The sequence below is a fragment of the Pseudomonas sp. 21LCFQ02 genome, assembly GCF_024129895.2.
In the GTDB taxonomy this organism is placed as follows: domain Bacteria; phylum Pseudomonadota; class Gammaproteobacteria; order Pseudomonadales; family Pseudomonadaceae; genus Aquipseudomonas.
This window is the reverse complement of the sequence record NZ_CM178749.1, coordinates 4,415,102-4,426,994: the sequence shown is the minus strand read 5'-3', so window position 1 is coordinate 4,426,994 and position 11,893 is coordinate 4,415,102. Positions and strand designations below refer to the sequence as shown.

8 protein-coding genes, 2 pseudogenes and 1 riboswitch are annotated in these 11,893 nt (G+C 61.8%); of the genes and pseudogenes, 2 read left to right on the top strand and 8 right to left on the bottom strand.

Annotated features, from left to right (window positions below):
* Positions 1-21: 21 nt before the first annotated feature.
* The 6 genes and pseudogenes from uca to NJC40_RS20110 all read right to left on the bottom strand — a co-directional run bounded on the left by uca (position 22) and on the right by NJC40_RS20110 (position 7,868).
* The gene (uca, locus tag NJC40_RS20135) at positions 22-3,636 is read right to left on the bottom strand and encodes an urea carboxylase (protein WP_253140814.1); all 3,615 of its coding nucleotides are present in this window, start codon (positions 3,634-3,636) and stop codon (positions 22-24) included.
* 208 nt (positions 3,637-3,844) lie between these two features.
* Positions 3,845-4,471, bottom strand: a complete 627-nt coding sequence (locus tag NJC40_RS20130; protein WP_253140815.1) for an urea amidolyase associated protein UAAP2 — start codon at positions 4,469-4,471, stop codon at positions 3,845-3,847.
* Positions 4,472-4,480: 9 nt separating this feature from the next.
* The gene (locus tag NJC40_RS20125; RefSeq protein WP_045491140.1) at positions 4,481-5,194 is read right to left on the bottom strand and encodes an urea amidolyase associated protein UAAP1; all 714 of its coding nucleotides are present in this window, start codon (positions 5,192-5,194) and stop codon (positions 4,481-4,483) included.
* Between the two features lie 2 nt (positions 5,195-5,196).
* Complete coding sequence (locus NJC40_RS20120; RefSeq protein WP_253140816.1) at positions 5,197-5,976, bottom strand: ABC transporter ATP-binding protein; 780 nt, start codon at positions 5,974-5,976, stop codon at positions 5,197-5,199.
* Positions 5,973-6,787, bottom strand: a pseudogene (locus tag NJC40_RS20115) (ABC transporter permease). The gene NJC40_RS20120 and the pseudogene NJC40_RS20115 overlap by 4 nt, the downstream one beginning before the upstream one ends.
* A gap of 13 nt (positions 6,788-6,800) precedes the next feature.
* Positions 6,801-7,868, bottom strand: a complete 1,068-nt coding sequence (locus tag NJC40_RS20110) for a putative urea ABC transporter substrate-binding protein (protein WP_253140817.1) — start codon at positions 7,866-7,868, stop codon at positions 6,801-6,803.
* Between the two features lie 65 nt (positions 7,869-7,933).
* Positions 7,934-8,034, bottom strand: a riboswitch (guanidine-I (ykkC/yxkD leader).
* Positions 8,035-8,099: 65 nt separating this feature from the next.
* On the opposite strand from NJC40_RS20110, the pseudogene NJC40_RS20105 reads away from it, so the two are divergent.
* Positions 8,100-9,041: pseudogene (locus NJC40_RS20105) on the top strand (MCP four helix bundle domain-containing protein); the annotation flags it as partial.
* 39 nt (positions 9,042-9,080) lie between these two features.
* The gene (locus NJC40_RS20100) at positions 9,081-9,944 is read left to right on the top strand and encodes a methyl-accepting chemotaxis protein (protein WP_492180577.1); all 864 of its coding nucleotides are present in this window, start codon (positions 9,081-9,083) and stop codon (positions 9,942-9,944) included.
* Positions 9,945-9,979: 35 nt separating this feature from the next.
* Here the strand turns inward: NJC40_RS20100 and NJC40_RS20095 are convergent, their stop codons facing one another.
* Together NJC40_RS20095 and NJC40_RS20090 are read right to left on the bottom strand one after the other, a co-directional pair.
* Positions 9,980-10,384 (bottom strand): DUF2251 domain-containing protein, encoded by a 405-nt coding sequence (locus tag NJC40_RS20095; protein ID WP_253140819.1) that lies wholly within the window; start codon positions 10,382-10,384, stop codon positions 9,980-9,982.
* A 107-nt stretch (positions 10,385-10,491) separates the two neighbouring features.
* Positions 10,492-11,817, bottom strand: coding sequence for an LLM class flavin-dependent oxidoreductase (locus NJC40_RS20090; RefSeq protein WP_253140820.1), 1,326 nt, complete (start codon positions 11,815-11,817; stop codon positions 10,492-10,494).
* Positions 11,818-11,893 lie beyond the last annotated feature (76 nt).

Genomic DNA, 11,893 nt, shown 5'->3' with positions numbered 1-11,893 from the left:
ACTCCTCATACGCCGTCCAACTCAAGCGCTTTCAGGCACTTTTCCAGCCTCAGCCTCCTGAATCACCACCACTCGCTGGCCGGCACGGATCGCACTACCAGGGCTCACCAGCACCTCCCGCACGATTCCGGCGCAGCTTGCCAGCACCGGTATTTCCATTTTCATCGACTCCAGAATCACCAGCACGTCCCCTGCTTCCACGTGCGTTCCCGGTGTGGCTTGCACTTGCCAGAGGTTGCCGGCTATCGGGCTTTCGACGCCTGAGCAGCCTTGCTCCAGGACGTCGTCCTGAGTGAGTTCGGCCACCTCCTCCTGGCTGTCGAAATGCGCCTGGCCGCTGGCGATCCAGCGTTCGCGCTCGGCGCGGAAGGCGGCCTGTTGTTGCTCGCGGAACGCTTCAATGCCGTCGGCCTCTTTCGCCAGGAAGTCCTGGTAATCCGACAGGCGCAGCTCCCCTTCTTCGATCTGCAGGTCAAACCTGCCGAGCGGGAAGTCACGCCGGATGGTGAGCAACTCGTCAGCCGTGACCGGGTAAAAGCGAATCTGGTCAAAGAAGCGCAGCAGCCAGGGCTTGCCGTTGAACGCTGCGACTTGCCGGTAGCGGTTCCACATCTGCAGGGTTCGCCCGACGAACTGATAGCCCCCCGGCCCTTCCATGCCGTACACACACATATAGGCACCGCCGATTCCGACCGAGTTTTCGGCGGTCCAGGTGCGGGCCGGGTTGTATTTGGTGGTCACCAGCCGGTGACGTGGGTCCAGCGGTGTGGCTACCGGCGCGCCGAGGTACACATCGCCCAAGCCCATGACCAGGTAACTGGCCTCGAAGACTGTACGCTGCACGGCGTCCAGATCCGGCAGGTCGTTTATGCGGCGGATGAATTCCAGGTTGCTGGGGCACCATGGGGCGTCCTTGCGCACCGTGGTCATGTATTTCTCGATGGCCAGCTGGCACGCCGGGTCATCCCAGGACAGCGGCAGATGCACAACGCGCGAGGGCACTTGCAGGTCGTCAGCGGCGCAGACCGCGTCCCACTCGCCAGCCACTGCACTCAGCAGTTGCTCCAGGCTTACCTGCTCTGGCTGGTAGTGCACTTGCAGTGAACGGATACCGGGGGTGAGATCGATCACACCATCCAGCGCCAGGCTTTCAAGTGCCTGCATCAGCGCATGGCCGCGAAAGCGCAATACCAGATTGAGTTCCGGGCCGCCGATTTCCAGCAGCAGATGGGTATCGCCGGCCAGCCGGGCGACCAGGCGGGTGTCGGACTCACCAATGTCGAGCACAATCGGCGATGCCAGCACGGCGGTCGCCACCTCGCCGATAACGGCCGGCGGCACCTCCAGCAATTCGCGGGTTGCCAGCTGGCGGGCCTGCACAACGTCGGTCGGGATGAAACGCAGCTTGTCACCGGCCTTGAGCTGGCCGAGTTGCCAGAGGTCAGCTTCGATGACGGTCACCGGGCAGACGAAGCCACCCAGGCTCGGACCGTCCGGGCCGAGGATCACCGGCATGTCGCCGGTGAAGTCCACTGCGCCGATGGCATATGGGTTGTCGTGGATATTGGAGGGGTGCAGGCCCGCTTCGCCGCCGTCGCTGCGCACCCATTCAGGCTTGGGGCCGATCAGGCGTACGCCGGTGCGGCTGGAGTTGAAGTGCACTTCCCAGTCGGTGGCGAAGAACCGGTCCATGTACGACTCGGTGAAGTACTCCGGCGCCCCATGCGGACCATAGATCACCCGGATGGCACGGACCGCAGGCAAGGCGGGTTGTCGCGGCAGAGACGCGCCGGCACTGGAGTCGCTCAGCTCCGTGATGTGCAGTACATCCCCTGCCCGCAACGCACGCCCCCCGTGGCCGCCAAACTGGCCGAGGGTGAAGGTACTTTTGCTGCCCAGGTAGTCCGGCACGTCAATTCCGCCGCGCAGGGTCAGGTAGCTGCGCGCGCCCGCCCCGCTGACGGCGCCCAGGGTCAGCACCGCGCCGGCCTTGACATGGATGGTCGTGTTCATCGGCGCCGCTTCGCCATCCAGGGTAACCGGCAGTGGCGCGCCAGTGACGGCCACCACCGCCTCGGTGTTGAAGCGCAGTACCGGGCCATTGATGGTGATCTCCAGACCTGCCAGCCCCTCCGGGTTGCCGAGCAGGCGGTTGCCAAGGCGCAAGGCGCGGCTGTCCATCGGACCGGAAGGCGGCACGCCCACCGCCCCATAGCCCAGCCGGCCGGGATAGTCCTGCACGCTGGTCTGGGTACCGCCGACCATCACTTCGAAGGTGTGCGGGTGGTAAACAAGCGCTTCCAGGCATCGCGTCCATGGCTGGCCCGTCACAAACGGCCGGCTGGCGAGGATTTCGCCCAGATAGCCACAGTTGGTTTCTACCCCATACAGGCGGGTATCGCCGAGCGCACGTTGCAGGCCGGTACGTGCCTGTTCGCGGTCCGGGGCCCAGGCGATGAGTTTGGCAATCATGGGGTCGAAAAACGGCGGGATTTCGCAGCCAGCCTCGACCCAGGTGTCGATCCGCAAGGCGCGCCCGTGCGCCGCAGGAAAGGCCACCGAGGTGAGCAAGCCAGGGCTTGGCTGAAAGTCTTTGCCAGGATCTTCGGCATACAACCTTGCCTGAATGGCGTGCCCGGTCGGCGTCAGTTGCTCGCGCAGTTCGCTCAGGGGCGGCAGTTCGCCGGCGGCCAGTTGCACCATCCAGCTCACCAGGTCGATGCCCCATACTTGCTCGGTGACGCCATGCTCGACCTGCAGCCGGGTATTGACCTCCAGAAAGTAGAAGCAGCCGGCATCGCTGTCATAGACGAACTCAACCGTGCCGGCACTGCGGTAGTTAACGGCCTTGGCCAGTTGCGCAGCGGCTTCACACAGTGCCTGCTCCATGCCCTGCGGCAGGTTGGGCGCCGGGGTTTCTTCGATGACTTTCTGGTTGCGGCGCTGAATGGAGCAGTCACGCACCCCCAGGGTCAGCACATCACCCTGACCGTCACCGAACACCTGAACCTCAAGGTGCCGCGCACGCTCGATGTATTTTTCAAGGAACACACCGGCGTCACTGAAATTGTTCTGGCCCAGGCGTTTGACTGTCTCGAACGCCTCGCTCAGTTGCTGGCTGTCGCGGCACACACGCATACCGATGCCGCCGCCACCGGCGGTGCTTTTGAGCATGACCGGGTAGCCAACCGCCTGCGCCTCAAGCAGTGCCTGCTCCAGCGTGTCCAGCAGTTCGGTGCCTTCGAGCAGCGGCACGCCCTGTTCGCGTGCCAGCGCACGTGCGGTGTGCTTGAGGCCGAACAGCCGCAATTGCTCAGGCGTCGGCCCTACAAAGGCAATGCCAGCCGCTTCGCAGGCTTCGGCGAAGGCGGCATTTTCGGAAAGAAAACCGTAACCGGGGTGGATCGCGGTGGCGCCACTCGCCTGCGCGGCCGCCAGGATTTTATCGACGGCCAGATAAGTAGTGGCCGCTGCGCCCTCCCCCAGGCTCAAGGTCTGGTCAGCCTCCAATACATGGCGGCTGGCGAGGTCAGCCTCTGAATAGACAGCGACGCCTTTGACATTCAGTTCACGCAAGGTGCGCAGGATACGGCAAGCGATGGCGCCACGGTTGGCGATGAGCAACGATTCGAACATGACAACGTCCCCTGGAGGTCCATAAGCGCCTCGACTGGGTTGCGGGCCGTCCCGCAGTTGTAAGAAGTCCTGGGGTCGTCCCCGGACAGAAGGTCTTTAGCCACTCAGCGATGGTTGTCGGGGGCCTTGGGCGGCTCGCCTCGATACTGGCCGGCGCGGATCTCACAGGCCTTGAACAGCCACTGGCGGATACGCTCAAGCAGTGGCTTCAGTTCCATATCAGCACCTGCGCAGGGGTCGGGTTGTAGCCGTTGCAGGGGTTGTTGAGCTGCGGGCAGTTGGAAATCAGCACCATCACATCCATTTGCGCCGTCAGTTGCACGTACTTGCCTGCCCCCGAGATGCCGTCTTCAAACGTCAGGCCACCGTCAGGTGTCACCGGCACGTTCATGAAGAAGTTGATGTTCGGCGCGATGTCGCGCTTGCCAAGCCGGCCATCGTGGCAGCAAGCACGCAGGTAGTTGTCGCGGCAACTGTGCATGTGGCGTTTTTCCAGGGCATAGCGCACCGTGTTGCTCTCTTGGGCGCAGGCGCCGCCAAGGGTATCGTGGCGACCGCAGTTGTCCTGGGTGATGGTCAGCATCGGCCGGCCCAGGTTGGAGTAGAGCACGCTGCCCTCGCCCAGATAGACGTTTGCCTGCTTGCGCAGCGTGCGCTGCACGTCGTAGCGCTCGCGGGGGTTGGCCGTACTGTAGAACAGCGTATCGATTGCCTGATTGCCTTCCAGGTCAAGAATGCGCAGGGTCTGCCCGGCCTTGACTTCGCCAAGCCATGGCTCACCGGCCGCAATGGTTGCCCTGAAAGCAGCGGTGTCGGGTTGCAGGTTACGGGTCATGGCAAGTCCTCAAGCAAACAGGCGATGGGTATTGATAAAGCCGCGCTCGTTCTCTGGACGCGAGGTGCGGCAATGCTCGGCCACCGACTCGTCAGCGTTGGCGAACGTGAGCTGGACCGGCTTGGGCGCGTACACAGGTGCCGGGTCCATTGGGTGTTGCAAGGCGGTCACCACAAACAGCGTGTCCATGGGCGCATACAGCTCGATGACATCGCCGGCTTGCGAATGCCCTTGGGCGAAGTGCAACCCGCCCTGCTCGTCCACCTCAACACGACTGAACAGGTTCAGCGGCATGGTCAGATCGGTCAGTTGCAGGTCCCATTTGCCCATTTCCACCAGCAGGTTGTCGGTCCCGTTGCGGTAAAAACCGTTACGCAGTTCCTGGTAGCGGCCGACGCCATATTTCTCTTGCACCTCGTCTGCGTTGAGCACGCCACCGATGCTGTCGCTCCAGCCGGTGCTGTCCTGAGTGATCGCCGCCAGTACCCGGCCCATGTCTGAATACAGGCAATGGCCGCGGGTCAGCTTTGCGGTGTGCTGGCATTTGAGGGAATCGGGCAGGTTCAGCCGCTCGCTTTTCTCATGGGCGTTGAACAGCATCAGGCTGACATTGGCGCCACCCTCAAGGTCGGTAAACCGCACGACTTGCCCGCGTTTGAGCACAAATGACAGATGCCCGCCGCCTGGCAGCAGGTCTTCTGCGATGGTCTGTGTGTAAGACATGATTAGCTTCCTGTGTGCAGCGATAAGGATTCAGGGATAAAGCCCGACATGGCGCTGGTGCGTTGGCTGTTAAGCGGCAGGTCATACGTCACCCGCGAGCCGAAGGCCGTGGGCGCATGTGGGTCCAGACGCACCTTGTCAAAGACCAGCAGGCGGGTGCCGAGGCTGAACCCTTCACTCAGGTCATGGGTCACCATAAACACCGTCAGCCCGGTCTCTTGCCACAGCTCCAGCAGCAAGGCATGCATGTCCTTGCGAATGCCTGGGTCCAGCGCGCCGAACGGCTCGTCGAGCAGCAGCACCTTGGGTTTCATGATCAGCGCCTGGGCAATCGCCAGACGCTGCTGCATGCCGCCGGACAACTGGCTGGGGTACTTGTCTTGCGCCTGAGCCAGCCCCACCCTGGCCAGCAGTTGCGCAGCCTGCTCACGGGCTTCACGCTTTGCCCGCCCCAGCAGGCGGCCCAGCCAGGGCGCACGGGGCAGCTCAAGGCCCAGCGCCACGTTGTCCAGCACACTCAGATGCGGGAACACCGAATAGCGCTGGAAAACCACGCCCCGGCTGGAATCGGGTTCGGCCACCAGCGGTTGGCCGTTGAGCAGGATCTGCCCCCGGCTCGGCCGTTCCTGGCCCAGCAGCATGCGCAGGAAGGTCGACTTGCCACAGCCCGAGGCGCCCACCATGGTGCAGAACTCACCTTCGGCAATACTGAGGTTCAGGCCTTCGAGCACGACATGCTCACCGTATTGCTGCCAGACATTGCTGACTTCGATAAAGCTCATGGGCGTGCCCCTTCATACCAAGGGAAAGCCCGGCGTGTGAGGGTCTTGAGCAGCCAGTCGGTCAGCCAGGCCAGCAGCGTGATCCACACCACGTAGGGCAAAATCACGTCCATCGCCAGGTAGCGCCGTACCAGAAAAATCCGGTAACCCAGGCCATCTTCCGAGGCGATCGCTTCAGCGGCGATCAGAAACAGCCAGGCCGAGCCCAGTACCAGCCGCAGCGAAATGAGCAGCCGGGGTAACAGTTGCGGCAAGACCACTCGCAGGATCAGCGTCCAGCTGGTCGCCCCCAGGGTTTGCGCCTTGATCAGTAGCTCCGCCGGGATTTCGCGGACCCGCTGCTCCAGATCCCGGGCAGGATCGGGGTGATGCCGATCACGATCAGCATCACCTTCGACAGCTCGCCCAGGCCAAAGACAATGAACAGGATCGGCAGGATCGCCAGCGGTGGCACCATCGACAGCACCACCAGCAGCGGCGACAACGATGCGCCGAAGATGGGCAAGGCCCCGGAGGCAATCCCCAGGCACAGCCCCAGCGCCGCACTGATCGCCAGGCCCGTGGCCAGCCGCTTGAGGCTTGAACCGGTGTCCTGCCAGAGCAGGTACTCACCGCTGCGTTTGTCCTCGACAAAAGCCACCCGCTCGATCGCTGCGCCCATCTGCGCTGCGCCAGGCAGTAATTTGTCATTGGGATTGTCAGCCAGCCGCTGGGCTGAACTGACAAAATAGGCAAACAGCACCAACACGAAAGGCAGCAGCATCAGCAGCATGCGTGAGGGGCGGTCCGGGTGGCGATTGATCAAACGCATGATGTGCCCCTTTTCAAAGCGAACCGTCAGCAGCCATCTGCACGTAGGCCGGATCGAACCTCAGCTTGAGGTTGGCCTGGTTGCCAAGCACCTGGCCGCTGGCAAAGCTCATCCCCACGGCGCCGCTGTCTGCGGCGCCGTCGCCCAGCAAACCATGGTCAAAGGAGAATGCAGCAACCTTGTGCATGGTGTTGGCGAGTTCCGGACTGCGCACGAATGCCAGGGCCGACTGGGGGGTGGCGAACAAGTGGGTGGTGGCAAGCTGGCTCTTGAAGCCGTCCAGGCTGGTGCCGGAGGCTTTGGCCATGTGTTCCAGGGCGCGTTGCTGCTCTGCTGACTGGCTGGCCATCAAGGCCATGACTTCATACCAGGCGCCGGTAAGGGCCTTGCCCAGCGCGGGGTTGTCTTGCAGGGTCTGGGTATTGACGACCAACAGGTCAAGAATCTCGCCGGGGATCTTGCTGGAATCGAACACCTGGGTGACATCCGGCTTGGCGGTGATCTCGGCCAGCATCGGATTCCAGGTGGTCACCGCCTGCACATCGCGGGTATCGAAGGCGGCGGCAATGTCGGCATCGGAGGTATTGATGACCTTCAGGTCACGCTCCTTGAGCCCGACAGTGTCCAGGCCCCGGGCCAACAGATAATGGGAAACCGACAACTCGACCAGGTTGACGTTCATGCCCTTGAGGTCTTGCAGCGTCTTGCCCTTGCCCTTGAGCACCACACCGTCGTTACCGTTGGAATAGTCGCCGACGATCAGCGCGGTGCTGTCAACGCCGCCCGCGGCCGGAATGGTCAATGCGTCCATATTGGTCATCGAGCAGCCATCGAACTGGCCAGCCGTGTACTGGTTGATCGACTCTACGTAATCGTTGACCTGAGTGAGCTTGATCTGGATGCCGTATTTGTCGGCCCACTTTTTGATGATGCCCTCAGAGGCGGCGTATTCCCAAGGCATCCAGCCTGCATAGATCGTCCAGCAGATGTCGAAGTCGGTTTTGACCGCGGCTTTGGAATGAGGGCTGGCGAACAGCACAAGGCTTGCGGCCAGGACAGCGCTAACAAATGACTTTCGCATGGAGGGACTCCAGTTGACTGTGGACGGACAAGGAGCAGCGCGACACCCGTTGCATCAGGTGGTCTGTCTCCCGGGCTTTTATCCCGCCGTGTAACCTCAACTGGAGGTCGTCAGCTCTCGGACCTGACGCTCGCTTTCGCAAGCCGGAACCCTAGCCAACCATTTTCAGATTTTGGTGCTATAGCTCGCGCTACTCCCGCACACCAAGGCTAATGCCAGAGGCGTGCCAACATGTCGGGCAGGCGCTTTGATCAGCCTGGCAGCCTTGCCAGTCGGCCCTCACGGGCCAACACGAGCGTCGCTGCGCGGTTTTCTGGCAAGCGATCACGCAGGGCCTGTGCGCTCGTGTGGGGCGCACCGCACTCCATTAGGGCGTTGCCTGGCCTGAGTGCTGCGCCGCGCTACAAGACAATACCGCCCATCACAATCTATGCTTGGCTCACACTGCTGAATCAGGGATGTCGCATCATGAATATTCGCCAGAAGATTATCGGTTTCGGTCTGGTCGGCACCCTCGCCGTCTGGTTACTCGGTGCCGCCGGGCTGCTCGGGCAACATGCCCAGAACACCGCCCTGACCCGTAATGACGACAGCCTGACCGCGATTCGTAATCATATGGAGGGCGACATGATGCACGATGCCCTGCGTGCCGATGTGCTCGCGGCGCTGCTGGTCGATCGTCAGGACAAGGCCGAAGTGGATCAGTTGCTGACCGACCTCGATGAGCATGCAAAGTGGTTCCGTAGCGTGGTCCAGAACAACCTCGCCCTGCCCCTTGATGCCGACCTGAAGCAGGCTATCGGTGACCTGCAACCGGTTCTGGAAGCCTATATAAGCAGCGCCACGTCGATCATAGGCCTGGCGCTGGAGTCGCCTGACCAGGCGCGCGCGCAGTTGCCGGCGTTTCTGGACAAATTCAAGGTGCTTGAAGAGCGCAATTCGGCGCTCAGCGACCTGATCAGCAACAATGCCGAAGCCACTCGCGAGCAAAGCCGCGCGGCTCTGCAGCAGAGCGTTACGGTACTGGGCGGCGGCATCGCGCTGGTCAGCGTGGTGATGCTGCTGTGTACGCTACAACTATTGCGTTCGGTGCTGCGGCCACTGGGCAGCACCATGCGTATTGCCGAACGCATCGCTCAGGGCGACCTCACCGGCGAGATTGACGCGCACGACCGCGATGAAACCGGACGGCTGCTGCGTGCATTGGCTGAAATGCGCGATAACCTGCGACGGATGATTCAGGCGATTCAGCAGGAAAACCAGCTGCTGCACAGTGTCGTCCAGGAGTTGGGACAGTCTTCTACCAGCCTGGTACAGCGCGCCAGCCAGCAATCGCAAAGCGCCTCGAGCATGGCCGCCGCGACCGAACAGATGATCACCAACATCGCCAGGATCGCCGAGCATGCCCGGGATGCACAGTCGTTCTCCAGCCAGTCTGAACGCCTGGCCAGTGACGGCGGCGATGTGATCCTCAACGTGGTGGAAGGCATGCAGGGTATCGACGTGGCGGTCAACCGCTCTTCAGAAACCATCACGGCGCTGGGCCAGAGTTCGGAAGAGATTCACTCGATCATCCAGGTGATCAACAGCATCGCCGAACAGACCAACCTGCTCGCGCTCAATGCCGCCATCGAAGCGGCCCGCGCCGGTGAAGCCGGCAGAGGCTTTGCCGTGGTGGCTGACGAAGTTCGCGGTCTGGCTGCACGTACCGCGCAATCGACCCGGGAAATCACCGCAATGATCGAACGTATCCGGCAAAGCACCGGCCAGGCGGTCGACAGCATGCAGACCGGCGTCTCTCGGGTACGTGAAGGTGTGGAACTGGCCACGCAGGCAGGCGATTCGATCAGGCAGATTCGTCAGGGCGCGCGCCAGTCGGCGACGGTGGTCGAAGAAATCTCCCAGACCATCACCGAACAATCCAAGGCCAGTCAGGAGGTTGCGCAACAGGTCGAATTGATCGCCCGCATGGCGCACGACAACAACCAGGTCATGAATGACCTGGCTGCCGCTGCCCAGCGGCTGGGCAATATTGCTGAGGGGATGCAGGCAAGCGTGATGCGTTTCCGGCTTTGAATGGTCCGGCGACGCCGGGCCCCAGGCAAAAAAGATCAGGCAAAAAGATTCAGCGCCTCGTCATCCCAATCGTGACCCTTCTGCGACCAACCGTTACCCGCCGGCTCCGGGAAACCGCTGCGGCAATAGCCCTGTTTGCTGTCGAAATCGAAAATCGCGTGAGGATAATCATTGACCAGCAGCACCGCCTTGCGATGGTCGGTGGACCAGCCGATTTTCACTGTCGATGGCTGATTACGGTCAGATACATTGCTGACGTTATAGATATGCAAGGCATCCTGAATCGGATTGCCGTCAGCACTGGTGTCCAAGGCGTAGAAGTAGCCTGTGTCCTCATCGTCTTCAAATACCACCACGTACGGCCCCTCCTGCGCTGGCGCTTCAAGGACCAAAGGGGTTCCAACCTGCAAGGTGCTTTCGCCAGCCAGGTAGATCGTCATGAGACTGTTCCTTCGAAAATGTCAGTGACATGCTGACCATCGGCGGAGGATTTTTATCCCTTACTGGCCCTTTCGCGATCAGGGTCGCTGCCACAGCGGTGCAGTGCTTATGATCTGCGACTGAACCGCGGAATTTCCAGCCCCAGGCTTTCGCGTAATGTGCTGCCTTCATATTCGCGGCGATACACCCCGCGCTCCTGCAACAGCGGAATCACCTCCTGAGTGAAGCGCTTGAACTGTCCCGGATGGCCGATATAGATGTTGTAGCCATCCACCGCACGCGCCTCGAACCATTCGGTCAATTTCGCCGCCACGGTTTCAGCCGAGCCAACAAACGCCCCTGGCCGCAGTTGTCGGCCAAACTCCACAGCCTGGCGCAAGCTGAAGCCCTTTTCCCGCGCCTGATCGGCAATGCGTTTGGCGTTGGTGAAGAAGCTGCTACGCGCATATTCCAGGCTCTCTTGCGGGAATGGCGCGTCCAGGTCGTATTGGCTGAAATCGTACCAGCCGAAGTTACGCCCGAACTCTTTGAGCGCCAGTTCGAAGCTGTGGTCTTGCTGATGGTAGTGGCGCTCGATTTCCCGGGCGTGTTGGTCGGTATCGCCCACGTAAATCTCCGCGCCCGGCAGAATCAGGATCTGCTCGGGGTCACGCCCCAGGCGCCGGGCACGTTCTTTTATATCGCGGTAGAACGCCTGGCCCTGCTCGATGCTGGCGGCGTGGGTGAAAATCACATCCGCCGTGGCGGCGCCCAGCTCGCGGCCCTGCTGCGAGTCACCGGCCTGGAAAATCACCGGCTGGCCCTGCGGCGAACGCTGGATGTTCAGCGGTCCGGCCACCGAGAAATGTTCGCCTTTGTGATGCAGGGCGTGCAGCTTGCTGGTGTCGAGAAACTCGCCTGTGCTGCGGTCACGGGTGAAGGCATCGTCCTCATAGGAGTGCCACAGTTTTTGCACCACCTCGACGTGCTCTTGGGCGCGGCTGTAGCGGGTGTCGTAGTCGTAGTGCTCGTCCAGCCCATAGTTGCCTGAGGTGCCGGCGTCGCCGCTGGTGACCACATTCCAGCCAGCGCGGCCCTTGCTGATCAGGTCCAGCGACGCCAGACGCCGGGCGACGTTGAACGGCGCGTTATAGGAAGTGGTCAGGGTGCCGACCAGGCCGATGTGTCTGGTGCTGACCGCCAGCGCTGATAACAGGGTCAGCGGTTCCAGCCGGTTGAGGTAATGCGAGGGCGAGCCGGGAGTGATGAACTGGCTGTCGACGATGAAAATCAGATCAAACAGTGCGGCTTCCGCCTGGCGGGCGATGTCGATGTACCAGTCGATGTTCACACTGGCATCGGCCGGCAACTGCGGATCAAGCCACAGGTTGTGCTTGCCCGGCCCGCCGCAACCCATGGTCAGGGCGCCGAGTTTGATCTGTCGCTTGCTCATTGTGTCCGATCCCTTGCGTCTGGCGATCTATTGGATCGCTCTGAATAACCGATATGGTTATAAGCTAACCACTTGC

What these genes read in the sequence shown, in the direction of transcription:
- uca (WP_253140814.1), bottom strand. Translation starts at nt 3,636, where the DNA reads ATGTTCGAATCGTTGCTCATCGCCAACCGTGGCGCCATCGCTTGCCGT.
- NJC40_RS20130 (WP_253140815.1), bottom strand. Translation starts at nt 4,471, where the DNA reads ATGACCCGTAACCTGCAACCCGACACCGCTGCTTTCAGGGCAACCATT.
- NJC40_RS20125 (WP_045491140.1), bottom strand. Translation starts at nt 5,194, where the DNA reads ATGTCTTACACACAGACCATCGCAGAAGACCTGCTGCCAGGCGGCGGG.
- NJC40_RS20120 (WP_253140816.1), bottom strand. Translation starts at nt 5,976, where the DNA reads ATGAGCTTTATCGAAGTCAGCAATGTCTGGCAGCAATACGGTGAGCAT.
- NJC40_RS20110 (WP_253140817.1), bottom strand. Translation starts at nt 7,868, where the DNA reads ATGCGAAAGTCATTTGTTAGCGCTGTCCTGGCCGCAAGCCTTGTGCTG.
- NJC40_RS20100 (WP_492180577.1), top strand. Translation starts at nt 9,081, where the DNA reads ATGCGCGATAACCTGCGACGGATGATTCAGGCGATTCAGCAGGAAAAC.
- NJC40_RS20095 (WP_253140819.1), bottom strand. Translation starts at nt 10,384, where the DNA reads ATGACGATCTACCTGGCTGGCGAAAGCACCTTGCAGGTTGGAACCCCT.
- NJC40_RS20090 (WP_253140820.1), bottom strand. Translation starts at nt 11,817, where the DNA reads ATGAGCAAGCGACAGATCAAACTCGGCGCCCTGACCATGGGTTGCGGC.